The sequence below is a fragment of the Streptomyces sp. SJL17-4 genome, from assembly GCF_036826855.1.
Taxonomy (GTDB): domain Bacteria; phylum Actinomycetota; class Actinomycetes; order Streptomycetales; family Streptomycetaceae; genus Streptomyces.
Window position 1 is genome coordinate 927455 of record NZ_CP104578.1, and the last position, 25345, is coordinate 952799.

The window sequence follows — 25345 nt, forward strand, 5'->3', positions numbered from 1 at the left end:
GTCACAGGGGCTGGTCGGGCCAGTCCAGGAGTCGGGCGCCCACGACGGCGGTCTGGAGGGTGTAGCGCTGGACGGGATCGCCGGGGTCTGCGCCGGTCAGGCGGTGGATACGGTCCAGGCGGTACGTCATCGCCCGCACGCTGAGGCTCAGGCTGCGGGCCGCCTGGGCGGTGACGCAGCCGGTGTCGAAGTACGCGGTGAGGGTGTCCAGGAGCGGCTTCGGGCCGCCGCGTGCCTGCTGCAGCGGGCCGAGGACGGTGCGGACGAGGTCGGCCATGGCCTGCCGGTCGCGGGTGAGTACGGGATAGACCAGGAGATCCACGGCATACAGGACGGGGTCGTCGAGGTTCATGCGGGCGGCGAGGTCGAGGGCGTTGAGGGCTTCCTCGTAGGAGTGGACGACGCCGCCGGCGCCCGGGTGCGGTCGCCCGACGGCGACCTGGCCGCCGTCGGTGGCGGCGTGTGCCTGCTTGGCGAAGTGGGCGAGCACGTCGGGCTCGTCAGCCGGCGCGACGCAGATCAGGCGGCCGTCCTTGGTGGTGAGCAGGATGCGGCGGTTGCCGAAGCGGGCGGCGAGCGAGGACTCGACGGTACGGGCCACCTCGTAGCCATCGCCGTATGGTTCCCGTCCCTGGGCGACGGCCACGGCGTGGGCGTGGGACAGCAGCAGTCCGAAGCGTTCGGCTCGCTCCGCCAGGCGGCCGAGATCGCTCCGGCCGTAGAGCAGGTCGTCGATGAACTCACGCCTGGCGGCCTCTTCCTGTCGCATGGCCACGCGCTGGGCTCTCTCGTGGCCTTCGGCGAAGGCGTCGACGGCCTGCTCGACGGCGGCGAGGAGGTGGTCGGCGGCGGCCTGCGGCAGGCCGGGGCGAACCCGTTGTGCGGCGGAAAGGTGGGCGCGGACGACGGCCCGCAGCCCGATGCCGGCCTCGGCGGCCCGCTCCCCCCGGGAGCGCAGGGCTTCGCGTTCTTCGCGGGTGAGTGTGCGGCGGGTCGTGCACACGCCCGCCAGGATCTCGGCGTACCCGTCCAGGTACTCCTCGGCCGGCTGCCTCTCCGTCACTGCCCCTCCCGGATTCCTGACGAGTTCGCGACATGCGGGGACCAAGACTGGCACGCCACCGGCAGGGGCTCGCCACCGGCATCAAGAAGGCGTCAAAGACTGCCCGGTTACGGCAATGCCGAGCGGAGAACTCCTCCTCCATGATGGTGAGGCGAAAGGACATGGGCGCGGACCCGATGCCGGGACCCAGAAATCTGCGACACGTTGGGGGGGAGAGCCATGGGAGAGTTCCTGCTTGCCGCCTTCGGCTTCCCCACGCTGCTGTTCAGCGCGGCCCTTGTCGTCGCGGCGGGGTTCTGGTTCCTCGTGCTGTGCGGTGCCGCGGAGAGCGGCGGCTTCGACTCCGACGTGTTCACGCAGGCGCTGCGCCTCGGCCGGGTCCCCGTCTCGGTGGCGGCCACCGTGTTCACCGCGGCCGGCTGGCTTCTGGCCCTTGCCGGATCCGTACTCCTTGATCGTGCGGACCTGGCCCGCTCCTCGTCCTCCCTGCTCTCGCCCGCCGTACTGGTGCTCGCCTCCGTCGCCTCCTGGTGGCTGACCCGATGCCTCGTACAGCCGCTGGCGAAGCTGTTCCCTGATGAACCCGGGTCGTCCCGGCAGGGCCTCCCCGATCCGGCGGTGCCGCTCGAACGGCACCGCGATCGGCGAGAAGCTGAAGGCGGAGGCCGAGGGGCTCAACCAGAAGGCGATCGCCGTGGCCGCGTTCGACGAGGCGTCCCGTACTCACGAGGAGTACCGGCTGCGCCTGGAGGCGGAGAAGGAGATCCGGCTCGCCGGGCTCGACGTGCAGCGCCAGGTCGCCGAGGCGCAGGCCACCGTGCTGGCGACCGGTCTGGAGCACGCCGACATCAGCATCGTCGGCGGGGAGTCGGTCTTCCTCGACCGCCTGGTCCAGTCGATCGCCCTCGGGAAGTCCGTGGACGGGTTCATGGACCACAGCCGGACCGCGCAGACGCTCGCCGGCCCTTGGCTGAACGGGTCGGGCGCCTTCACGGAGGACCTGACGAAAGTGCTCGGCTCTCTGTCCACCGGCGACGTGCAGAACCTCAGCGTGTCCGCGCTGCTTGCGAAGGTCATGAAGTCGGGGGTCCTGGACGTGACAGCTCCGGCATCCCCGGCCGACACCGAGGCGCAGGCGCTGAACGGCGCCGCCAAGAGCTGACCGCCCACGGGGGGAGCGGTCACAGCGGGTCCGGTGCCGGAAAACGGGGGAGTTACCGGCACCGGACCCGTATCCACCACGGTACAAGGAGCGGAACAAGATGAGCACCGGAATCGACGAGGACACGTACGCGGTGCTCCGCGACCGCCTCATCGCCCAGGCAGGCGAGCTGGCCCTGCGCGCCGAGGCCCTCAACGAGGCCCGGATCGCGGAGTTCGGTTCGGGCGAGCTGACCCTCACCGGCACCGACCGCATCCGCACACAGCACAGCGGCCTGCCCCGGGACCTCGTCGCCGTCGGTGACGACGTCCTGCTCTTCGGCCTTCACCCTTCGCCCGCGGGGCATACCGAGATCCCGGTCCCCGATGTCTTCACGCTGTACGACCGTGACCTGAACCCGCTGCCCGACGGCGCGGTTCCCGGCCTCCTCGACGACCCGGAGTTCGTACGGGAGTTCACCGCCCTGCACCGCTACTTCCGGGGCACGCGCCTGCTGCGGATCCGCCGTCTGGAGGGTCGTCTCCTCGCCGTCTTCCGGACCGGGGAACAGGCCGACGACCTCCGCGTCCTGCGCTGGTCCGTAGGGCCGTCGGGCGAGACTCGGTTCCTCGACGCCCAGGGTGAGCGCGACCACGTCTTCCCTTCCTCCCACGACGTCGACTGGATCGAGACGACCCGCGACGACCACGTCCTGGGCCGCCACCCGCACGTCTCGCTCGACAGCCGCCTGTTCGTCTCCACGGTCGGCGGAGCGTTGACGGTGAAGACGGAGAACGACATCGAGACCGGCGAAGGCATCCACACCGAGCCGGTCGACGAGCCCCTGCAGTCCCTGGCCGACGCGGAGGTCGCGTACGCGACGGTCGGCGCCCTGATCCTGGTGCGCGTCCGCCCGTACAAGGAGGAGACCCGGAGGTATCTCGTCTTCAACACCCTGACCGGGACCGTCGTCAGGCTCGACGGCATCGGACAGGCGTGTCTGCGGCTGCCCGAGGACGAGGGGATCGTGTTTCCCGGCGGCTACTGCCTCGCCTCCGGCACGGTGAAGACCTTCGACACCCGAGGCACGGGCTCGGCGGGGTCGGTGTTCGAGCGGGCGATCCGGTCACCCAACGGCGAGGACATCCTCTTCGTCTTCCACGACCAGGAGGCCGGACGTACCCTCCTCCTCCCCTACAACCTGATCCGCAAGGAGATCGCCAACCCGGTCTCCTGCCGCGGCTACGCGCTCCTCGACGACGGGACGATCGTCGTCCTGCGTCCCGAGGACGGTGAGCCCGGACGGGTCCACCCGGTGCAGATCTGGCGGAGCCCGTACGTCTCCGACACCCACGCCACAGCCGTGGGGAACGGTCCGCTGGCCCGCATCGGCAACGCGGACCTCGTCCGAGGGATCGCCGACTGCCTGTCGATCGCCCGTCAGGCCACAGCGCTGACGCCCGCGGGCGGGGTGTACGAGGCGCTCGTCACCGCCTGCGTGCGCGCGGCCGACCTCCACCACTGGCTGGGAGAGCCGGAAGCCGGAGACCTGCGCGCTCCGCTGACCGAACTGCGGGCCACCGCCGCGCAGGTCCTCGACGAGTTCGAGACCGTCACGGCCCTCACCCGGCAGGCCGCCGAGGCACTCGCGGAGTCCGCCCAGAAGATCAGCAGACTCGTCCGGCGCGTCCGGGGCGAGGCGCCCGCAACGGCCGAGGAGTGGATCTCCCGGATCACCGAACTCCGCCAGGCACAAGGCCACCTGCTGACCCTCGCTGGTCCGAGGTCACCACCGCCTACCTGCGCACCCAGGCACTCGGTGGCTCCGGAGACGATCCGCTGAGCAGGGCGGTCGCCGCCCTCGGTCTCCTCGCCGACCGCATCACGGCCGTGGAAGCGGCGATCACCCGGGCGACGGACCCGCGTCATCTGCTCGCCCGTCCGGTAGGAAGGCACGCGGCAGGACCGGCAGAAGCTTCCGGCTAGGCGGCGTGAGGTGCCTGCTGCTCCATGCGTTGCTGCATGTGTCCGAAGAACTCCTCCGGCCGCGTCACGCCGGCCGTCACGCGGGCGAACTCGTCTTGTGCCGAATGGCTCCGGGACACGGCCAAGAGGAGTTCCTGCATCTCGGGTGGTGGTGGTTCCAGCGTCGCGAAGTCTGCCGTGAACTCGTACATGCTCATGACTCCGGAGTCCCTGGTCTCCTGGCTGTCACGCATTGCTTCGTCGAAAGGCCGGCGGCCGGCGAGTACGTCGTCGAGCGCTGCGGTGCACCGCTCCGCGTCCCGGAAGGCGTCCTGGATGCCCTGGGCGGTGATGGGGTCCTTCAGATACCCGGCGTCTCCGACGAGGATCCAGCCGGGTCCGTAAGGTGTGCGGAAGTAGTTGGGGATGGCCATGCCGACGAACCGCTCGGCCCGGGTGGCCTTCGAGACCCGTTCGGCGAAGGCCGGTGCGCGGGCCAGTGTGGCGTGGTAGTTGCCTTCGATGTCGCTGCGGTTGGCCTCGAAGTCGCGCATGGGCCAGGCGGAGATGACCATCGTCAGGTCGTCGTTGGTGGGCCATGCGGCGAAGGCGCGGTCTTCACGGTCGAACGCCTCGAACTGCCCGTACATCGGCAGGCCGGCCCAGTAGGTGTAGTAGTACGCGTTGATCTTCGGCTTCTCCGCGTAGGCCGTGGCGGCCGTCGCCTTCGCGACGGTCGAGTGGAGTCCGTCGGCGCCGACGACGATCCGTGCGTGGTCGGTCGAGGTCGTACCGTCCTTGCCGTGCCCCTTGATTCCGGTGACCGTCCCGCCGTCGAACAGGATCTCCTCGACGGTGAACCCCTCTCGGACCTCGGCGCCCGACTCCGCTGCGGCGTCGACCAGGATCTTGTCCAGGACCGTGCGGCGCGGGGCGTAGGAGACGTCGAAGCCCTCCCCGGCAGGGGACCCGGCGATGACGAAGGGGCCCAGGTCGAACGCGTACATGTCGATGGCGGGGCAGCCCGTGCCGATCACCTGGTCCAGCAGTCCCCAGCGTTGGAGCGCGGCCAGGCCGGGCGGATGGATCAGATGGGTGGAGATCGTGTCGCTCGGGAACGTCGCCCGGTCGACGAGCAGGACCCGGTGACCGAGGCGGGCCAGAAGCATGGCGGTCGGGGCCCCCGCACACCGTGCGCCGACGACGATCACGTCGTAACCCTGGGTTCCTGCACCGGACACGCCGGCCGTGCTGGTCATGGACCTCACCTGCCGATCGAGCACACCGCTCGAAGGACCGTATGCGGGCAGACGGGGTGTCTGTCGCAGGCGCGGTGCGTCACTTCCACGCTAGACCAGGCTCGCGCGCCGTTCCCGTCGAGCCGTGTACGGCTGCCTGCAGCCGACCCTGGGGAACAGGGGTGTCACGTCCTCAAGCTCCTGGCTTGCGGAGAGAAGTGCACCGCGCCACCCCTCTCCGCGCCGCAGCAGGGCCAGCGAGGTGACCTACCCCGGCCTCGACACGGACTACGGCGCGGACACCGACCAGGAGCCGGTGAAGACCACCGTCTGGCCGTGTCCCCCGGCGGCCCGGCTCCCGAAGGGCCCTGCCCCCACCTCGCGCCGTGGTGGGGCAGGGCCCCTCACCCTGTTCCAGCAGACGAGAGAGGCCCTGGCGAGACCCCCGAGTGCCCGATAGGGTGTAAAGAACGCATCAAGATCTGATGCTGGTGTGCCGGGAAGTCTGGTCGGCGTCCGAGGGGCCTGTGTGCCCATCCGTCGACGTGCCCCGGAGGCCGCTCCCCCGTCCCGCTCGGAATCGCCGTCTGGGCGCTGATGTACAACTCCGGCGTCCACGCCACCGTCGCGGGCGTCGCCATGGGCCTCATCCTGCGCACCACCCGCGACAAGGGAGAGGCACGGTCCCCGGCCGGCCGCGTCTCCCACCTCGTACACCCCTTCTCCGCCGGTGTCGCCGTGCCCCTCTTCGCACTCTTCGCGGCCGGCGTGAGCGTGTCCGGGAAGGCCCTCGCTCAGGTCTTCACGGACCCCGAGCCGCTGGCGGTCTTCGTCGGCCTGGTCGCCGGCAAGATCCTCGGGGTCTTCCTCGGCACCTACCTGGCCGCCCGCTTCACCCGAGCCCAGCTCAACCCTGATCTCGCCTGGGCCGACGTCCTCGGCCTCGCGGTCCTCGCCGGCATAGGCTTCACCGTCGCCCTGCTGCTCGGCGAACTCTCCTTCACCGACCCCGGCCTCATCGAACACGTGAAGGCCGCCGTCCTCCTCGGCTCCCTGGCCGCCGCGGCTCTCGCCGCGATCCTGCTCCGTCGCCGCAACCGCGTCTACAAGCGCCTTTACGAGGAAGAGGAACGCGACGAGGACGCCGACGGCCTCCCCGACATCTACCAGACCGAGACCACGAACGGCGGCCGGTGACTCTCCAAGGCGTGATCCCCGCGATTCTCGGCACGGCCGTCGTCCTGGCCATCCTGGCCATCCGTACCGCCCTGAAAGAGATGCGCGAACCGGGGAGCGCGCAGCACGAGTGGACGTTCCTCCACGACCGGCACTCCCTGACCGTGGCACTCGCATCGGCTACGGGACTCGGCGCGCTCGCCTGGACGCTCACGGGCCCGGCAGCCGTCCCCTGGGCCGTTCTCGCCGGCCTTCTGGTGGGCCGGGTCTTCAGCTGGAGAAAGTGACACGTCGAGTTTCATGCCCTGTGGCTCGTGCTGTGCACGGCGGTCCTCGTCCCCTCGGCCTGGTCGTCCTCAGAGGGTGGTCGCCGCGCCGGTCACCCGCCACGAGCGCACACGCCACGCAGGCGCGCGAAACCAACCGGCCCACGCGGCGACCCCGACGGCAGCCTGCTGCGGCGTGGTCACCTCTGGGTTCCCTTAACACTCGCCGTCGGCGCTCAATCGCCGGACGGGCGCCCCCGGCCCGGCACCTGGGCCGCCCTCGCAGCCTCGGCCTCGGCCTTCGCGTCACTCACCACAGCGTCGGTCCGCTTCGCGACCTCATCAGCCGCCGCGGCAGCGTCGAGCGAAAACGGCGAGCCTGCCTCGAGCTCCGGAGCCCCGCCTTCGTCCGACGCGCCGTCGGCATCGGTAGTGGTTGCTTCCTCCGGTTGCACGGATGCGAGAAGGCCCATCTTGCGGCTGCTCGGCGACGGCGGCGACACCAGTAGTACGGCCACCGGCTGCGTGATGGCAGCCGCCGATTTCGAGGTGCTGGACCGGGGAACCGGATCGCGGTCGGCCCGGCGGCGACCTCCGTCACCTGGCCGGGCGTGGCCGGTGCCGAGATGGACGCCTCGCTGCCGCACCGCGGCGGTAGGGCGACCGGACAGGCGCCGGACGGGCAGAAGTCCGGGTCAGGTGAGTCTCAGCGACTGCTCCACGTGCCGGCGCCCCCGGGTGTCGAGGGGCTTCATCACGCAGAGGCGGATGCCGCCGGCCCGCGTGGTCGATACCCAGAGCCCGGATTCCCGAAGGCGCGCGGACCAGGCCCGTGCGTCGCCCGGTGCGCCGGGGGTGAGATTCAGGACCGCCAGGTCGGGTGCGTACGGGCTCGTCGGTCCCGGCGCGACCGTCCCGAGCGGGACGGTGAACGCCTCGTGCAGGTGGCGCGCGGTGTCCAGGCAGCCGGCGAGCAGCGTTCCGTACCCGCCGGTGTGCAGTCCGCCGAGCCGGTGGGCGGCCCACACGGCCGCTGCGGCCGCCCCTGGGCGGGCGCCTTCGAGGGTGTACGGGGCGAAGGGGAGCCCGCCGTCCGGCCGCGGCTCGCCGAAGCAGCCGTCGCGGGCGGCCACGACGGCGAGGGCTCGCCGGTCCCGGACGACCAACGCCCCGGCCGGGTAGGGCGCCTGACCGCACTTGTGCGGGTCCACGGTCACCGAATCGGCGTACGGCAACGCCCGGAGGGCCGAGGCCACCTCGGGCTTCAGCGTCGGCGCGTCCGTGTCCTCCACGTCGAGAACCGTGCGGAAGTAGCCCCCGTACGCAGCGTCGACGTGGATGGGGAACCCCGCCCCGAACCGGCGCTCGCACGCGGTGCGGAGCTGGAGGACACCCGCCAGGTCGTCGACGGCTCCCTCCGTCGTCGTGCCGACCGTGCAGACCACGGCGGCGATGGGCCGTCCGGCCACGATGAGCCGCTCGACCCGGGCCCGGAGGTCGGCGAGGTCCATGCGGTGGTTCCGGTCGACGCCGACCGGCTCGACGCGGTCTTCGGCGAAGCCCAGCAGGTCGGCGGCCTTGGTCCACGCGTAGTGTGCGGTGCGGCCGACGAGGAGTGCCGCGTCCCCGACAGGCGCACGGAGCCGTCGTACCTCGTCCAGTGCGTCTCGCGCCGCCAGCCGCTCGACGAGGTCCAGAAGGAACGGCACCGGAAGGTTGGCCAGACGGGCGGGGGACACGTCCGCGAGGACGTCACGGCCCGCCGGGTGGCGTGCGGCGGCGGGCGCGAGCGCGGTCAGGTTGCGGGCGATCCACAGCGCCTCGTACCCGGCGGCGTGCGCCCCCGAGCACAGATGGGCCCAGCCGGTGCCCGGCGCGTGCCCCACCAGCCGACACAGGTCGTCCGCGACCTCGTACTCCAGCTCGGTGGTCACGGGTGAGGTCTCGGGCGCGATGTTGTTGGGGTTGTAGAGCAAGGCGCACAGATAGGCGAGCGTGACGGCTACCGGGGTGTCCCCCGTCATATGAGCGAGATAGCCCGGCGCGGGCCAGGGCGTCGACCGCTCGGCCATGCGGCGGGAGAGTGTCCGCAGCAGCCCCCTTGCCTCCGCGTCGGTGTGGACGGGGGCGCCGCCGCTGGACCGGCGCCAGCGCAGGTAGTCCCGGACCAGCTCGCCCGCGATCCGTTCCGTCACCGCAGGATGTGGGCGGCGATGCGGTCGTGCGCCAACTCCAGCTGGTCCCAGGCTCGTTCGCAGACTCGCATCAGCTCAGGAAACTCTTCGGCCGACAGCGTACGCAGGTGATCGCGGCCGAGGGCGCTGTGGTCCTCGTCCACGGCGGCGTGCAGGTCGAAGTAGGAGTCCTCGGGGTTCCCGGCGTGGGGGAACGCGACGCGCGTGCGGTTGCCGAAGATCTCGCAGCTGGACTCCACGACCAGGTGGACGATGACAATCCTGGCCGCTTCGCCCGAGCCGAGCATCTGGCTGACGAACCAGTTCCCTGCCGCCTCCAGGATCGGGTCGTACACCTCCTCCGTGACGCCGTGGCGCTCGCGCAGCAGGACGTCGTGCCCGAACTCCTCGCGCAGGTGTCCGGCGTAGCGCTCGATCAGCCGTGGGTCGGTGCAGAAGGCCTGGCGTGCGTAGAGCATGCGCTGGAAGGCGCGGGACCAGACGTAGAGGGCGGAGAGGAATCGAGCCCGGGCGGCGGGGTCGCGTGCGACGGTACCGTCGTCGAAGGGCTCGAAGAGCCGGTGGGAGGAGTAGTGGCGCAGCCGTTCGGAGTTGAGTCGTTCCAGCTCCTCGTACCCCGTCGACAGCTGCTCTGTCCCCGCGAAGCGGACCCGGGCGTGCCGCTCGTCCTCGTACAGCCCCGCTCCCTCGAACTGTACGGACAGCCCGTGGAAGACCTCTCCCGGCCCGGTCTCGAACCCGTGCCGGGAGCCCGCCGGTACGCAGACGGTGTCGCCTTCCCGCAGGAGTTGCTCCTGGTCGCCGATCAGACGGACGCTGCCTCGGCAGACCAGGATCATCGATGCGGCGGGGTGTTCGTGGACGTCGAGCCGCTCCCCGTCGTGCAGGCGCACCCAGGCGAGGGAGTACCGGCCGTACTCGGGAAGGAACCGGGCCAGTGCCTCATGCCGCCGGAAGTCCCGCTGCTCCCCCAGGAGATGGCGCTCGCCTGCGACGTCGACGGACGTGATGGCCCGGATGTCCGAGCGGGCGACGGTGAAGGGCTCGAGGGGCTCCTGCGACGAGCGTGGCAGCGCGTGGGTACGGGGCAGGGAGAGCTGGTCGGTCATGGTGTCCTTCGCTTCTGATGCGGTGGGATATCTCATGAGGCGGGATGCGGGAGCGCGGCGAGCGCGGCGAGCGTGCGGCGGTTCTCGTCCGGGCGGCCGACCGAGATCCGTACGTGCTCACGCAGACCGTCCGGTTCGACGACGGCTGCGAGCCGGGCGCGGGCCAGTTCGGCGGCCACGCGGGCGGTGTCCGTGACGTGGACGGTGACGAATCCGGCGTCGGCCGCGACGTGCCGGACGAACGGCGACCGCGTCAGAGCGGCTGCCAGTCGATCGCGCTCGGCGACGAAGAGCGAGATACTGCGGCCCAGTTCGGCAGGGCGGGACAGCTCGGCGAGGGCACGGTCGGCGACCTCGCAGGGCACGGGGAAGGGCGCCTGCGCACGGCGCAGCGCGGTGACGGCCGTCGGATCGCCGAGGATCGCGCCGAGCCGCAGGCCGGCCATGCCGAATCCCTTGGAAAGGGAGCGCAGTACGAGGAGCCGGGGGTGAGCGGCGATGCGATGCCGGTGCGAGGGCCCGGGCGCCACCTCCGCGTACGTCTCGTCGATGACGACAAGACCGGGAAAGCCGTCGAGAAGCGCGGCGACGTCGCTCCCGTTCAGCCGAGCACCGGTCGGATTGCCGGGGTCGCACAGGAGGATGCCCTTGATGGGCAGGCGCATCAGGCTCTCCACGTCGAGCCGGTCGTAGCGGGGGCCGCGTAGCGGCACGCGGTGGCAGGGCAGGCCGTGCAGGGCCGAGAGCCTGTCGAAGAAGCCGAAAACCGGTGGCGTCGTCGCCACGGCGTCGGCGCCGGGTTCGAAGAAGGTGCGCAGGACCAGTTCCAGGGCGTCGACCGCGCCCCGGGTGAGGACGGCGTGCCCGGGCCCCTGCGCGCCGGGGCGTCCGTCGGGTGAGGGGTCGAGGCGGTCGAGGGCGGCGAGGTAGGCGGTGACCAGAGGGGCGAGGCCGGTGTCGGGATAGCGGAGGCAGTCGCCGCCGAAGGTGTTCTCGTTGAAGCGGAGGTTCACCTCGCCGCGATGCTCCGGTCGGGGCGAGAAGGGGCCGGCAGGCGGCAGGGCTCGGACGACCGGCCGTACGAGCTCACCGATGTCAGCGCACAAGGGGGGTCTCTCTCCTGGTTCCTGGCCGCGGGTGCCCCACTCGGGAGGGCTTCTGGATCCGGAGAGCCGGACGGCGGCCGTCCGCCCGGCTCTCTCCGTGGCGTGCTCCGGGCTTCGTCACCCGATGGCCCGCCGCTGGATCAGAATGTGCCGAGCGTCCAGTTCCCGCCGGCCGACGGGTTGTCGCTGCGATAGAACTCCTCGACGCCGCGCGCGTACTCGTCGCGGCTGATGTAGCCGTCACCGTCGCGGTCGAGCTGCTCGAAACCGGCCATGCTGTCCGCGTGGGCGATGCCGATGCTCTGGTCCATGCGCGTCCACTCGGCCTGGCTGATCCGGCCGTCACCGTCGCGGTCGACGACATCGAATGACAGGCGGCCCAGCTTGACCGCCTCGTTCATCACCTGGTCGATGTCGGCCGCGCTGACGAACTCGTCCCGGCTGACCCGCTGGTCCCCGTCCTGGTCGAGGGACTTGCGGAGCGACTGCCAGACCCGCTCCGCCTCCGAGCGGAACGCCTTGGCCTGCGGGGTGCCCGCGGCGCCCGCCGACTCGGTGATCTTGTCGGCGAAGGCGACGAGGTCCTCCTGCTCGATGAACCCGTTGCGGTCCACGTCGAGCAGTTCGAAATGCCGCTGGAGCTTTCGCTCCTGCACATCCGACGGCATGTAATTCCTCCTTTTTGGCGAGTAACCGACCAAGAGCACGAATATGTGCTCCGGATTCATCTTTGAGGGGCGGATTCACTGTGTCAAGAAACGTCCGCCTTACGGCATATACGCCTGACAAGCATTCTTCCGGAATGAAATGAAGAGCTATTTCCGAAGGTCACCGAGCAGGTCACGGCCCGGCAGTGGTACCCGGCGGGAGCGGGACTACGTGGACTGTCTCCGGGCTCGACCCCGAGGGGGGCCCCGCGATCTCGTAGAGGCCTGGGGCGGCGCCGACCGGACGGGGGGCGGGCTCGACGCTCGACTCCGTGGTACGCAGATCCCGGGGGGTGCTCCCAGGGGTACCTGCCGGGGTGTCGCGCCGGGGCCCGGGCTGCGGATCGGCGGCGTGCTTGGACGGGCGCAGCCCGATGCACTTGCCGTAGTCCGTATAGGTCTGCGCGAGCAGGGAGCTGGCGTTCGTGGTGGAGGGGCTGTTCACCGTGATGTTCTGCACCGATGCGACGCCGGCGCTCTCGTTGACGCGGAGCGTGCCCTGAGTGCGGACCATGGCGTTCTGGGCCCCGAGGGCGAGGACGTCCTTGGGCTTCAGGGTGATGGTGTACATCATCCGCTCCTGCACGGTCTGCGCGAGCTCCCGGCTGGCCTTGTGACGGAAGGCCGCGTTGAAGGCGTCCTTGACGCCGACCTTCAGCTCGTTGTGGCCGGTGACCGATCCCTTGGCGGACGAGGCCACCTCGGTCTGGGTCTGGGCCTGGTTCTGCGTCTGGCTCGTGGTCTCGTTCTGCGTCGCGTTGAACGAGTGCGTCTCCGTGTTCGGGCCCTTGTCCTTGGGTGCCGAGTGGTTGATCGTCCCGTTGTTGGTCGAACTCTGGTCCCGCTTCGTTCCGGTCACGGTGGTGGTGCCCGTGTTCTGCAGCTTGGCCGACTCGGTGTGCTCCGCGAGGTTCTCGCCCCAGACCGTCTTGTCGACGGTGCCCTCGTGCGTCCAGGAACCGGAGATCTCTCCCTCGACGTTGTCGGTGGTGGACGAGGTGAGAGTGACCTCGCGCTCGACCGTCATGTCGGCGTCCGAGCAGTTGACGATGGCACTGCCGACGGTGGTGACGGCGCTGAGATATTCCGTGGGGCCCTGCGCGATCTGGAAGTTGCAATTGACGGTGCCCTTGCAGGACTTCAGTACGTCCTTGACGGGGGCGGGGGCGCCGTTGCGGGTCGCCGTGGGGGTGGGCATGCCGTCTCCCTCGGGGAGGGGGAGCGGGGGCAGCGCGGCGGCGGACGGGTGCGCGGTGGCGACGGTGGCGGCCAGGGCGAGGGACACGGCGGCCACCGGAAGAAGGAGGGCGTGCTTTCTCATGACGTGACTCCTCGCTGTGGGGCGGGGGCGGCAGGCGCGGCGGGCACAGCCGCGGCCGGGGTCTGGGTGAGGGGCGGCAGGCGTACGGCGGTTGGGGCGCCCGCGGTTGGTGCGTTCGCGGAGGGTGCGCCCGCCGCGGGAGTCGCCGAGGCGGGAGCGGGGACGGAGGCGGGGACGGAGGCGGGAGCGGCCGCCGGAGCCGGTGCGGCGCTCTGTGCGGCGGGAAACTCGGTACGGGTCACGGCTGCCCCGGTGTCCGAGCGGGCGTCCACGCCGGTGTTGTCCGGGGTGACCCGCAGTGGACGCTCGGTGAGGCAGTGCCGCTGCTCGTCTTGCGTCATGGGCCCGGTGCGCTGGTAGAAGCGGTCCGGGACGCGGTTGGACGGGTAGTCGAGCATCGCGTCGATGCGGAGATTGCCGACCCCCTGAAAGATGCCCGAGACACGCTCGCGCGAGGCCTGCGCCTCGAACCAACTGGCCTCGCCGGGCTGGACGGCCTGGGCCACGGTCTTCTCGGTGGTACGGGTCGTGGTGAGCGGATCCGTCGTGTTGGCGAGCCGGTTGTTGCCCTGGAGCCGCTGGAATCCGGCGGCCGCCTGCTTGAACATCTGCGGGTACGCCTCCTGGAGGTTGGGCGATCCCGCCCCCTTGTCGTCGCCGCCGGTGTTGGCCAGGTTCTGGTCGACCTGGGCCGCGTTCCTGAGCCGGCGGATCTCCTGGGTGATGCTGTCGAAGCCCTCCTCGGTGTAGTTGAGGGTTCGGGTGTCGGTCTTCTGGTTGCGCGTGCAGTTGATGGCCGCGTGTCCGATGACCCGGACCTTGGAGTAGTACTGGTAGGAGTAGGCAGGGTCGGCCGTGAAGCGGCAGCCGTCGACGCCCTTGCAGGTCTCCAGGGCCGTTTCCAGCGGGACCTCGTCATGCCCCTTGTAGGCCCGCCAGGGCAGGTTGTTCTGCTCGATGTGGTAGTCGACGGGGGCCGTCTGCTGCTGAGCGCCGACGGCCGTGATGAGCGGGCCGCACTTCTTCGCCTCGTCACCGGCGCCCGTGGGCTTCTCCAGCGACTCGAAGGCGATCAGCGGGTTGTCCTCGGCGGCGGTGAACGCGAAGACCTTCGGGGTGTCGGACCACGACCCGTTCCCGGTCTGGTTGGCGGGCTTCACATATCCCTCGGTCCGGTACTCCTGCGTGTGGTCGACCGGGCGGTCCTTCGAGGGTTTGCCGTCGGGACCGTACTCCACCGGCTTGAACGTGGAGACCTTGTACCGCTGGCCGTCGGCGATCCGGGCCGGGGTGCAGGTGGACAGGGTCGAGGCGGAGTCGGAGAAGCTGACCCGCACCGTGGCACCGGCGTTGACGCCCCAGAGGCGCTGGCGCAGGACGCCGGGACCGGTGCTGTCGTTGAGAGACACGGCCTGGCGCTTGTCGGAACGCCGGGCGAGCGGGCCGGAGAAGACCATCACGTCGTTGCCGGACCATTCCTTGGGGAGGATCTCCTGGCCGACCTCCGCGGTGGTCGACAGCGCGGGAGCCGCGAAATCGCCGTTGGCGACGTCCGTACTCCGCCACTGCGCGGCGGCGGCCGGAGCCGCGTACACGGGACCGCAGGCGAGGGGCAACAGGAGCACGCCGCCGAGGGCGGTGGCCGTGGGAAGACACAGGGGCAGAGCGCGCACGAGGGGGACTCCTTACCGGGACGGCCGAAGTGACGGCGGCTGCTGGGACTGTGTGGACTGCTCGGCGGGGAGGCGTGTCAGGGTGCCGACAGGGGTGACGGTGGCGTGCTCCTGGTCGTCTCCGGACAGGCCCTGCAGGCAGTTGGCGGTCGTCGGCGGGAACTCGTACTGATCGGCCCGGTAGAAGGAGACGAGCTGGGAGAAGATGCCGCACATCTGCGCCGCGGCACCCCGGGGAGAGGCGTAGCGGTCCTTGTTGGCCAGCGTGTTCACGAAATTCGCCGTCGAGTTCAGGTCGGTCCGGGTGGCCTCGCCGTCGGTGGCGTACTTCGCCAGACAGCCCGCCTTGCCGGGTGGGCAGTCCTCGATCTCCTTCTGAATGCCTTCCCGGGCGCCGCAGCCCGCCGGGTTCTTGCTGCCGTCGGCGCACGGGTCGGAGATCTTCACGTCCGGCTGGTCGCCCTGGGGGTAGCCGGGCATGTCCATGGACGGCGGAGAAGGATCGCCGGGGAGCGTCGTGGCCGGCGACAACCGGTGCGGGACCCAGTCCGCCGGGAGCCGGAAGGCGTACGCGACCGGGGGGCCGTCTGCCGCGAAGCCGGTGCGCGGGACGGCATCGCCCCCTTCGCTGCCGTACCCCAAGGCCGTCCGGAAGTCCTGGAGGTCCCGCAGGACGTGGGCGAGGTAGTCGTCCGCATCCCCGGAGGCGTCGGAGCCGGGGCCGTAGGCGGTCGCCGGGGCCGCGGTCACGCCCACGCACAGGGCGGCGGCGATTCCGGCGACGTACACGACGGCCCGTCTCGAACAGAGCATGGCTTCTCCTGTCGGGCGTTTGTCTGAGGCACTCATTGTGCGAACGGTGCTCTCCGCGACAGCGGCCTCCGGAACCGGGCGAGGTGGACGTGAGGATGGAGAAACGATTCTTCATAGATCGCCCCGCCGGCGGGTTTCAGTCCGACATCGATCGACATGCACAGGGAGATTCACCACAACGCCCTGAGATCACACGATCGCATTATTCGAATTGCCGTACAGAATCATTTCTTCGGGAGTGGGGGTGCTCATCTCGACGGTTCACCGGGATGGCCCCGGCCACGCGTGTCCCGCCTTTCCGAACCCTCAACTCCCCCTCTCTGTCACCGTATGAGACGTCGCCCGAACCGGTGAGAGGCACCGCGCGAGCCCGTACGTGCCACCGCTCTCACCTCAACAGCCGTCCGGCATGGGGGTTTCCCGGGCGCAACACGCCGTCACCGAGTGCGCCCCCCGAGCGGTCGGCGGTCGTTCGAGTGAGAAGGCGGCACACCGGTCGCGGCGCCGTCTGACCTGGGTCAGGCTGCGAACGTCGCACAGTCGATCCCATGTCCGGCGTGCGTACATGCCGGGAAACGCGGCCTCGTACATGCCGGGAAACACGGCCTCGTACATGCCGGGATTCGCGACCTGCCCACCCGAGGAAACCGAAGGAGCGCCATGTCCCCCGCAGCGCGTCGCACCGCCCTGGTGCGCCTCATATCCGTCGTGGCGACGACGGCAGCAGCCTGTGCCCTACCGGCTGCGACCACCTCCGCGACGGCGGACGAGATCCAGCCCACCGTGACGAGCTGGGGCGCGGGTAGCGTGGGCCAGCTCGGCAACGGGACCGTGACCGACAGCTCCACGCCCGCCGCCGTCACCGACCTCCTGCGCGGTGACGTCAAGGAGATCTCCGCCGGCGGTACCACGTCGGAGAACGGCTTCGCCCTGGCGCTCGCCACCACCGGCGGCACCGTACGGGCCTGGGGCCACAACGCCTCCGGCCAGCTCGGCAACAGCAGCCACGCCGCTCAGAAGGTGCCGGTCAAGGTTCCGAAACTGCCGCCCGTGACGGACATCGCGGCGGGTGGCGAGCATGCACTCGCCCTGGACGCGCACGGCCAGGTCTACTCGTGGGGCGACAACGCCTACGGTCAGCTCGGCAACAACCGCACCGGCGACACCCGCAGCACCCCGGCCCGCATCCAGGGCCTGCCGAATGTGAAGCAGATCGCCGCCGGCTGCGACTTCAGCCTCGCTCTGCTGCAGAACGGCGCGGTGTACGCATGGGGCCGCGGTGTCCACGGTCAGCTCGGCAACGGCAAGCGGGAGACCAGCCCCGTACCGCGCCGGGTGAACGGTCTGCCCAAGGTCGCCAAGATCGACGCGGGCTGCCACCACGCGATCGCCCTGACCCAGGTCGAGAAGGGTCAGGAGGAGGGCGCGCCGGCCGGCACGAGTGTCGTCAAGTCCTGGGGCTACAACGTCTACGGCCAGCTGGGCAATTCCTCCACCGCCTCGTCCGCCACCCCGGTGGACGTCGACTTCCTGGAAGACGTCGCCGACATCGACGCCGGCGGCTGGCACAACTACGCCCGGCTGAGCAACGGCCAGATCTGGGGGTGGGGACACAACCAGTACGGTCAGCTCCTCGACGAGAACGAGTTCTACGACGGCGAGTTCTACCGGACCAACCGCACCGCCCCCATCGAGATCCCGCAGCTGAGGGGCCTCGTCAAGATCGGGGCCGGTGCGCACCACGGGGTCGCCCTCAAGGACGACCACATCTACACCTGGGGCCAGAACGCCGACGGCCAGCTCGGCAACGGCACCACCACCGACAGCCACGTCCTGGTGAAGGTCCTCGACTCCGACTCCTCCACCACCGACGTCACCGCGTCCCTCGGCAGCAACACGACCTACGTGCACTGACCGCTGACCGCCACGAAGCCCGGGCCGGCCGTGCCCGGCGCACCGCGCCGACGGCCACCCGGCGCTCCCGTCCCGTGGCGGCACTCCCCCGACTGCAGCGCGTACGGGCCGTCCCGCGCCCGAACCTCCGCCCCTCGCATCCCCAGAGGTGATCCCATGCCCCCCAAGCCCGCAGCGCGGCGTGCCGTGACCACGACGCTCCTCGTGTCGCTGTCCCTCGCCGCCCTCGCCGTCCCCCACCCGGCCTCCGCCGCCACCGACCCCTGGGTCCGGACCTGGGGCACCAACGGCTACGGTCAGCTCGGCAACGCCACCAGCGCCACCCAACCGACCCCTGCCGACGTCGTCGGCGTCGCCCGCACCGACGTGCGCACCCTCTCCGGGGGAGGCGGCGACGAGAACGGGTTCGCCGTCGCCCTGCTCACCGACGGCACGCTCAGGAGCTGGGGAGCCAATGCCCAGGGTCAGCTGGGCAACGGCACCACGACCAGCCAGGCGGTTCCGACCGCGGTCGCCGGACTGTCGGGCGTCAGCGCCGTCGACGCCGGCAGCAACCACGTCCTCGCCGTCCGCAAGGGACGCGTCTACGCCTGGGGAAGCAACGCCTACGGCCAGCTCGGCATCGGCTCGTTCGACGCCGACGGCAAGACCGGACCGAAGAAGACCCCCCTCCCCGTGGGGCTCTACGACGTCAAAGACGTGGGGGCCGGCTGCAACTTCAGCGTCGCGCTGCGCAATGACAACACCGTGTGGACCTGGGGGGACGGAAGCGGCGGACGACTCGGCATCGGCAGCACCGTCAGCCGCGAGACCCCGCAGCAGATCGAGGGCCTCACCGACATCGCCGCCATCTCCGTCGGATGCAGCCATGTCCTCGCCCTCACGCTGGACAACAAGGTGAAGTCCTGGGGTGAGGGGTTCTACGGCCAGCTCGGCAACGACACCAAGTCCAACAGCCCCACCCCCACCGACGTGAAACGGCTCAGCGATGTCGCGACGATCCACGCGGGGTACGGCCACGACTTCGCGATCCTGGAGGACGGCACGGTGAAGGGCTGGGGCTGGAACAAGTACGGCCAGCTCGGCGACGGCGACGTCGCCGAGCACGTCACCCCCGTCATCATCGACAAACTCAAAGGCACCAAGCGCATCGCCGCCGGTTGGGACTTCACCCTGGCCGCCCAGCCCGACGGCTCCGTCCTCACCCTCGGCAACAACGACTACTTCCAGCTCGGCGACGGCACCAGCATCCCCACCGCCGCCCGGGACCACACACCGGTGAGGGCGCTGCCCAACGGCAGCGGGATCACCCGCGTCTCGACCACGACCACCGGCAGGTCCGCCTACGCCTACTGAGGGCCCCCCGCCGTTGCCAGAACGGCAGTTCCGGCCAACGGGTTTCCGCCGCGTACGCCTCCGCGTGATGGCGTACGTAGGCGGCGGCGACGCCGTCGAGGAAGTCCGTGTACGAGGCCAGGACCGGGCGGGGCGGCGCGCCCGCGAGGCACAGGGCCACGGCGAGGCCGGCGCGGGCTCCGCTGTGCAGAGCGGTGAGGATGCCCTGCGAGGAGAGCGGATCGAAGGCGAGCGCCGCGTCACCGGCGGCGATCCAGTCCCGGCCGCCGTACGGCGTGAGGCGCAGGCCGTGGGCAGTGCTCCAGCGCACAGCCGACGGACCGGTGAGGTCCCCGGTCGTGAGGCGGGCGCCGATGTACCGGGTGCGCAGGGCGGCGCCCAGGAATCCGTCGGGGGTGCGCAGACGGGGGTCGGCGAGGTCGGGGTCCGTCAGATGAGCGACGATCCGGCCCACGGGGGTCAATGTCGTGTACCACCATCCGCCCGGCACCGCTTCGACGACGGTCCTGGCCTCCCGGTCCGATTCCCCGCCGGTGGAATTGTTTTGACGCGGCATCAGGACGTGAGCGGCGACCAACCGGTCCTGCCGCCGACGGGCCGCTCGACGCCGGGCGAGGGCCGCGCGCCGTCCCGTCGCGTCGACGGCCCAGGCACAGCGCAGCTCCCGTGTGCCGTGCTCCTGGCGAACGAGCAGGCGCAGGCCGGGGCCGTCGTCCACGGCGTCCACGGCCCGCCCGCGGAGCGGCTCGGCGCCCGCCGCCTGGGCCGCCTCCCGCAGGAACGCGTCGAAGCGGAGGCGGTCCAGCTGCCATCCCGCACCGTACGGGTCCTGCACCGGGCCGCGCTCGTGCAGCGCGGGCGAGCCCCAGGAGACGTACATCCCGGTGGAGCGCAGGTGGGGCGCGGCGGTGCTGCCGGGCCACAGGTTCAGGTCGCGCAGCAGCGGGGCGGCGGCCGACGGCAGGCTTTCGCCGACCTTGTGGGCACACGCCGCGGGCGCGGGTGGGTCGTCCACGATCGCCACGCGCCGCCCGGCCCGCGCGAGCACGAGGGCGGCCACCGCGCCGGCCGGTCCCCCGCCGGCGACGACCGCGTCGTACACCTCGTGACCTGTCACCGCCGGCCGCCGGGGCCGGCCGTCGTGTGCCGGGTCATCGGTTGCCCGGGAAGCGGGCGACCTTCGCGATGTAGCCCGCTGACAGTTCCTCGTCGGGTTCCTCGGCGAGGGCGACGGCGGTCGCCAGGACGGCGTCCCGCAGCCGCTCGTCGGCGGCGAGCGGTACGTGCAGGCTCAGCAGGTTGCGGCCGCGCGGCGGGGCCGGCTCGGCGGGGAAGGAGACCTCGGACTCGACGAGCATCTCGGTGGGCAGCAGGGGGTCGTCGGTGGCGCCCGGACGGCGTTCGACCAGGCCGAGCCGGCCGAAGTCCTTCACCATGGCGTTGATGGTGGCCTTGTAGGGCGAGGGCAGCCAGCGGTCCCAGGGGGCCCGCCGGTAGAACGCCGCGAGCCGCTCCTCGCGCGGGCGCGTGGTGTCGACGGCGATCAGATAGTCCTCCTCCGTGAGGACGTGGTTGGGCACCCGGGCGGGCCAGAACGTCGGCAGGTACGGGTCGTACCGGCGTTCGTAGCCGGAGCGGCAGCTCGCGGTGTCCGTCTGCCAGGGGACGGCCATCCAGCGAGTCAGGTCGCCGGGGCCTTGGGCGTACAGCGGCCCGCCGTACGCCAGAGCGGTCTTCGGGGTGAGCACCTTGCCGTAGGAGCGCTCCGGACCGCTCCGCGGGCGGATGCGGAACGGCGCGCTGTACAGCGTGGTGTGGCGCATCGGCCAGGTGATCTCGCAGCCTGGATGGAAAGCGTCGGCGAGGCAGAAGGACAGGGCCGCGCGGTCGAGGGCGGCGGGGCGGACGGCGAGCGGCAGCCGGTCGAGTTCCGTGGGTGTGGCGTCGGGACCGGGGACGTGGTCGGGGACGAAGTCGCCGCGGGTCCAGCGCTCCAGCAGCCGTGTCTGGAGCGGGGAGAGGGCCAGGTGCTGGCGTGCGGAGACGGGGGGCAGGCTCATCGCGTCGCCGTAGACGGGCGGCCAGGGAATCGGTGACGTGCCGTCCCGGTCCGGGTCGCGCATGGTCTTCGAGATCTGTCGGCGCAGCTCCTCGCGGCGCGCGCTGGGGTCGGCGAGGGCGGCCAGCAGGTCGGGGGCGAGGAAGTGTTCGCGTCCGTCGTGTCCGAACAGGGTGGCCAGGCCCTGGTTGACCCATTGCAGGTCGCACAGGCGTCGCAGGATGGGCAGGATGTCGTGCGTGAAGGAGACCTGCTCCGGTTCGGGGAGCACTCCGGCCGTGGTGAACGCGTCGCGGAGGAGGTCGTACAGCGTGCGCACGGACTTCAGCTCGGGCGCGTAGTTGGGCGGGCCGACCACCACCCAGGCCGGTTCGACGTGCAGCTCGCGGCCGTCGACACGGACTTCGGCGGTGACCGGGCCGTCGGAGATGTCGTCGTACCAGCCGTCGTTGTTGGCGAAGTCGTCGGCCTCCTTCGCATCCACGGACTCGGCGACGCCTCGCCCGCCGACGAAGATCAGCCGCCCTGCCCCGTCGGTGCGCAGCTCGCCGAGGTAGACCGGGATGTCGAGGAACGTCCCTGTGTCGAAACGCAGTTCGGGGCCGCCGGAATGGCCGGGGCCCTGCACGGAGCGGGGGCCGGGGTCGATGACGAGCCTGCGGCGGTCCGCACCGGCGACCAGCGGGTTGCGGAGTTGGCTTTCGGCCGCCTGGGCGGCCTCAGGGATGTCCAGGGCCAGCTGGAACTGGTACCAGTCGGCCTTCTTGTTGGCGACATGCGCGGTCCAGCGCACCTCGGCGTTGTCCGCGGTGAGCTCGGCCACCGGCTCCCCGGCCGCGTTGTAGCCGTAGATCCGGAACCGGGCCGCCTGCCGCTTCAGGGCGCCGGTCTCGTCCTTGTACGACCCGGTGGGCAGCGGGGGCTCGTCGTCGGTCTCGGGGGCGAGGAAGAACCCGTCGGGGCTGTCGCCGACCCGGGCGACGCCGATCGCGGGGTGGATGGCGGCCCGCACGATCCGGGTGTCGTGCACCGGCGGCTCGGTGGACGGGGGCTGGGCAGGGTCGGGTTCGCCGGCCGGAATGCCGTTGGCGTGGTTGTCGTTCTCGGAAGGTCCGGAGGACGAGGAAGCAGAAGTGACGGCCATGGCTCGATCTCCCGCGATGCGGCGCTACCGGGGTCTGCTGCGGTGCACAGGGCTCGTGGAGCGTTGTGCGGGGGTGCGTCGTCCGTACAGTTCCATGCTGACAAACAAGCATGTGACGCGCGACCGAAGGACGGGCCCGCACCCCTCACGCAGGGGCGGTCACGCGTCGGCGCCCCGGGGGGCCCCATCGCCCCGGTGCAGGGGGACCCGCCGTCGGCAGGCGTCCGCCTCGTGCTGCCACGAAGGGGACGCGAATGCCTGCGGATAGAGCTGGGCGCAGGTGGCGAGGTGGGCGTGGAAGGCCGTGCGCAGGCGGGTTGTGTAGTGGGTGGACACGGGGCCCTGCGGTGCCCCGTTGGCCATGGCGTGGATGGAGGCCGCGGCAAGGATGGCAGTACGCAGCGCCTGGGCCGTTCCGGTGCCGCTGAGCGGGTCGTAGCGGATCGCACCGGCACCCACCAGGATCCGGCCGGGCGCCACCGGGGTGTGGTGCAGGCGCGGGGCGGCGGGGAGGGCGACGGCGATCTCGGGAGCGTGCCGCAGGGCGGGGGCCAGAGCCGATCCCGCGAGCAGCCTCTCCAGCAGCTCTGTCGGGCGGGTGGCCGGGCCGGGGATCATGGCTTGGAGGAGGGCGCGCCCACAGCCCAGTGGGGTCAGGTGCAGCCACGCCAGTTCGGTGCAGACGAGCCGAGCGGTGGTCTCGTCCGTGCCGGGCACCAGCGGGGCCTCCCCGGCCAGGAGGTGGCGCCGCCCGGCCGTCCAGTGACCGGAGGATCCAGCGGCCGTGACGGTCCACCGCGGTGGGCCGGGCGGCTCGGAGAAGGCGTCAGGGTACCGGGCGGCGAGGCGAGCGAGCAGGCGTTCGGTGAGGCGGGCGCCGTCCACGACAGTGGCCGGCTGGGGCAGGCGCCGACCGATCGGGCCGGCGCCGGGCCCCCAGCAGACCTGGCGGTGAGTCAGATCGTGGCAGTCCGCCAGCGGAGCACGGCCCCACAGGGAGTGCAACAGGTTCAGCGTGAGTTCGTTGAGCAGCAGCGGGCGGGGGCCCGCCGTCGGCCCGGACGACCGGAGACGGACCCGGTGACCGCGGGCGAGCAGCAGCCAGGCGCAGGTCAATTCCGCCAGTCCCGAGCCGGCGATCTCCACGGCCTCGGAGGCGGTGGACACGCCGGACGCCTGGGACACCGGGGATGTCATCGCAGACTGCACGCCGCGACCAAGGCCCGTGCTCCCTCCTCTTGACGGTCCAACTGCTCCTGGAGGCCGCCGTCCGCGAGCGAGCGGATGGACCGCACCGCCTCGCTGACGGCCCGCGCGATGGCCCGGGGCGCCTGCCCGTCCGACAACGCCGGGGAAGGCGCGGCGAACCGGGGTGCCACTCCGCGTGCGGCGAGCCGGTGGTTGAGCTCGTGAAGGTTCTGCATGGACCGCACCGCCTGCGCCCTCAGGAGTCCTCCTGCGCTGTCCCCCGCCTCCATCGTGACGCGCAACGCGCCCAGTACCATGGCGTAGTTGAGGTCCGAGAGGCGGAGCAGCTCCCTGTGCAGCGTGTCGTTCGGGGGCGCCAGCGGACGCAGGTAGCTGTCCGGGTCCAGACCGGCCAGATGCCCCCGGATCGCCGTGAACCGGTAGTAGTGGTCGTCGCCCTCGTCGATGATGAGCTTGATCAGGTGGGCCAGCCGTTCGGCCTGGGGGAAGGCGCTCGGGTTCTTCATGATGGTGTGGTGCAGCCGTACGTACATCCCGTCGATGCCGTCCGGGTCGACCTGGGCGCTCGGTTTCTCGACCGCGATGAACCACTCCAGCTGCTCGGGCGTGAGCCGCTCCAGCTTGAATCGGTGACCGGTCTGCCGCTGGATGACGAAGTCGTCCGCGGGCCGGTCGAGTTGGAGAGGACGCCCCAGCACCCCGAGGATCTCGTTGACCCACCGCAGATGGCGCATCTCGTCCTCGGCCACCCCGAAGATCTCCTGCGCGGCCGCGAAGACGCGCCGGACCGGGGCGTTGTCGGGGGTTGTCCCGGGCAGGGTCATCGGGGCGTCGAGCGAGTAGTGGGCGTAGAGGTATTCGAGGCAGAGCGCGTGCTCGACGGTCGCGAGGCGGGTCAGTTCCTCGATGACGTCCTGCGGCTTCATCAGGGGAAGGTCGAGCGGGGCGGGCACGCCCAAGGCGTCGTCCTCGCGTCCGTTGAGGACTACGGGGAGCACGTTCCAGTTCATGATCAGTTCGGGGTGGTCGATTTCGAGCGGCCCGCGCTCCAGGATGGTGGTCAGATCCGGGGCGGGCGGGACGGTGGTGCGGTCGCGGCGCTGGAAGTTGAGGTTGCGGTACTCGCCGCCGGAGGTGGCGGAGATGTCGGGTTTGGAGGCGGCCCAGTAGTAGCAGCCGCACTCGCGGAAGTCGTACTGCCAGGGGGCGCACAGGCTACGGGTCAGGTCGCCGGGCTCGTACACGTCCGGTTCGATGACTCCGTCCTGGTCCAGGTAGTCGGCCCGCTCGGCGGTCAGGATGGCCACTTCCAGCACGCCGGCGTCGTCGCGCTGCACCCCGCTTCGGCCCCGCGTCCGCCAGCTGTTGAGGCCACCGGGCACCCAGAAGGCGCCAGGTGACCGGATGCCGGAGCCGCGGCCGACGACGATGGAGATCGCCCCCGGCAGCAGGTCGTGCACCCGGCGCCACATCCCCGGGCCGTCCAGGTCGACCGCGTGGAAGACCGGTGCCTCGTCCTCTTCCTGGTCCACGGTGGTACGCCCGCACACGGCCCACAGGTGCAGCCGCTGTTCGTCGTCCCCCGCGCTGTCGCCCAGGTCGGCGTCGGAGATGCCCTGCTCCTCGGCAACACCACCCTTGACGGCGAGCAGACGGGATCCGGTGTCGTGGTGGAAGTCGAAGAGGAGCCCGCGGAAGAAGGCCTTGTCAAGGTTTCGCTGGTCGAACTCCAATCCGGGGAAGCAGTTGTCGACACCGCTTTCGGGGCGGGAGCCGGACGGGTTGCCGCGCACCACGTGCGCGGCACGGGCGGTGAGGTTGCGGGGGAAGATCTTTCCCTCGGGCGTGGAGAGGCCGGCGTTCCCGGGGGTCGGCTGGTTCATGGTCGGC

General features: G+C 71.1%; 17 protein-coding genes and 3 pseudogenes. 6 read left to right on the forward strand and 14 right to left on the reverse strand.

Translation table 11 applies throughout. The features are described 5' to 3' along the window. Nucleotide 1 precedes the first annotated feature (1 nt). Nucleotides 2-1063, reverse strand: coding sequence for a helix-turn-helix domain-containing protein (locus tag N5875_RS03995; protein ID WP_338491868.1), 1062 nt, complete (start codon nt 1061-1063; stop codon nt 2-4). A 637-nt stretch (nt 1064-1700) separates the two neighbouring features. On the opposite strand from N5875_RS03995, the pseudogene N5875_RS04000 reads away from it, so the two are divergent. Beyond that, nucleotides 1701-2225: pseudogene (locus tag N5875_RS04000) on the forward strand (flotillin family protein); the annotation flags it as partial. Between the two features lie 100 nt (nt 2226-2325). Next, nucleotides 2326-3978, forward strand: a pseudogene (locus N5875_RS04005) (DNA repair ATPase); the annotation flags it as partial. 208 nt (nt 3979-4186) lie between these two features. On the opposite strand, the gene N5875_RS04010 reads toward N5875_RS04005, so the two are convergent. Beyond that, a complete protein-coding gene (locus N5875_RS04010; protein WP_318209248.1) occupies nt 4187-5428 on the reverse strand; it encodes an NAD(P)/FAD-dependent oxidoreductase in 1242 nt (413 codons plus the stop codon). Between the two features lie 546 nt (nt 5429-5974). On the opposite strand from N5875_RS04010, the pseudogene N5875_RS04015 reads away from it, so the two are divergent. Further along, a pseudogene (locus N5875_RS04015) lies at nt 5975-6604 on the forward strand (Na+/H+ antiporter NhaA); the annotation flags it as partial. A gap of 11 nt (nt 6605-6615) precedes the next feature. Next, the gene (locus tag N5875_RS04020) at nt 6616-6870 is read left to right on the forward strand and encodes a hypothetical protein (RefSeq protein ID WP_318209250.1); all 255 of its coding nucleotides are present in this window, start codon (nt 6616-6618) and stop codon (nt 6868-6870) included. 215 nt (nt 6871-7085) lie between these two features. Here N5875_RS04020 and N5875_RS04025 read toward each other — a convergent pair whose 3' ends face one another. From N5875_RS04025 to N5875_RS04060, 8 genes are all read right to left on the reverse strand, one after another. Further along, the gene (locus N5875_RS04025) at nt 7086-7367 is read right to left on the reverse strand and encodes a hypothetical protein (RefSeq protein ID WP_338491872.1); all 282 of its coding nucleotides are present in this window, start codon (nt 7365-7367) and stop codon (nt 7086-7088) included. 177 nt (nt 7368-7544) lie between these two features. Next, nucleotides 7545-9044: a pyridoxal-dependent decarboxylase gene (locus N5875_RS04030; RefSeq protein ID WP_318209251.1), complete on the reverse strand. Its 1500-nt coding sequence runs from the start codon at nt 9042-9044 to the stop codon at nt 7545-7547. Then, a complete protein-coding gene (locus N5875_RS04035) occupies nt 9041-10153 on the reverse strand; it encodes a cupin domain-containing protein (protein WP_338491874.1) in 1113 nt (370 codons plus the stop codon). The genes N5875_RS04030 and N5875_RS04035 overlap by 4 nt, the downstream gene beginning before the upstream one ends. Nucleotides 10154-10185: 32 nt before the next feature. Next, nucleotides 10186-11259: a histidinol-phosphate transaminase gene (locus tag N5875_RS04040; RefSeq protein WP_338491875.1), complete on the reverse strand. Its 1074-nt coding sequence runs from the start codon at nt 11257-11259 to the stop codon at nt 10186-10188. A gap of 140 nt (nt 11260-11399) precedes the next feature. Further along, nucleotides 11400-11927 (reverse strand): EF-hand domain-containing protein, encoded by a 528-nt coding sequence (locus N5875_RS04045; protein ID WP_338491877.1) that lies wholly within the window; start codon nt 11925-11927, stop codon nt 11400-11402. Nucleotides 11928-12099: 172 nt separating this feature from the next. Next, nucleotides 12100-13287, reverse strand: coding sequence for a hypothetical protein (locus N5875_RS04050; RefSeq protein WP_338491878.1), 1188 nt, complete (start codon nt 13285-13287; stop codon nt 12100-12102). Then, nucleotides 13284-14960: a hypothetical protein gene (locus N5875_RS04055; protein ID WP_338491879.1), complete on the reverse strand. Its 1677-nt coding sequence runs from the start codon at nt 14958-14960 to the stop codon at nt 13284-13286. Before N5875_RS04055 ends, N5875_RS04050 begins: the two co-directional genes overlap by 4 nt. Before the next feature lie 12 nt (nt 14961-14972). Beyond that, nucleotides 14973-15773: a hypothetical protein gene (locus N5875_RS04060; protein ID WP_318209257.1), complete on the reverse strand. Its 801-nt coding sequence runs from the start codon at nt 15771-15773 to the stop codon at nt 14973-14975. Between the two features lie 660 nt (nt 15774-16433). On the opposite strand from N5875_RS04060, the gene N5875_RS04065 reads away from it, so the two are divergent. Together N5875_RS04065 and N5875_RS04070 are read left to right on the forward strand one after the other, a co-directional pair. Then, complete coding sequence (locus N5875_RS04065; RefSeq protein ID WP_318209258.1) at nt 16434-17687, forward strand: sialidase; 1254 nt, start codon at nt 16434-16436, stop codon at nt 17685-17687. A 156-nt stretch (nt 17688-17843) separates the two neighbouring features. Next, nucleotides 17844-19043, forward strand: a complete 1200-nt coding sequence (locus tag N5875_RS04070) for a chromosome condensation regulator RCC1 (protein WP_338491881.1) — start codon at nt 17844-17846, stop codon at nt 19041-19043. Here the strand turns inward: N5875_RS04070 and N5875_RS04075 are convergent. From N5875_RS04075 to N5875_RS04090, 4 genes are all read right to left on the reverse strand, one after another. Further along, nucleotides 18994-20160 carry a tryptophan 7-halogenase gene (locus N5875_RS04075; RefSeq protein WP_318209260.1) on the reverse strand — a complete coding sequence of 389 codons (1167 nt, stop codon included), beginning with the start codon at nt 20158-20160 and terminating at the stop codon, nt 18994-18996. The two genes, N5875_RS04070 and N5875_RS04075, sit on opposite strands and share 50 nt — an antisense overlap. Before the next feature lie 34 nt (nt 20161-20194). Then, complete coding sequence (locus N5875_RS04080; protein ID WP_338491883.1) at nt 20195-22246, reverse strand: LodA/GoxA family CTQ-dependent oxidase; 2052 nt, start codon at nt 22244-22246, stop codon at nt 20195-20197. Nucleotides 22247-22405: 159 nt separating this feature from the next. Further along, the gene (locus tag N5875_RS04085) at nt 22406-23413 is read right to left on the reverse strand and encodes a hypothetical protein (RefSeq protein WP_338491885.1); all 1008 of its coding nucleotides are present in this window, start codon (nt 23411-23413) and stop codon (nt 22406-22408) included. A gap of 26 nt (nt 23414-23439) precedes the next feature. Beyond that, complete coding sequence (locus N5875_RS04090; protein ID WP_338491888.1) at nt 23440-25338, reverse strand: ferritin-like domain-containing protein; 1899 nt, start codon at nt 25336-25338, stop codon at nt 23440-23442. Nucleotides 25339-25345 lie beyond the last annotated feature (7 nt).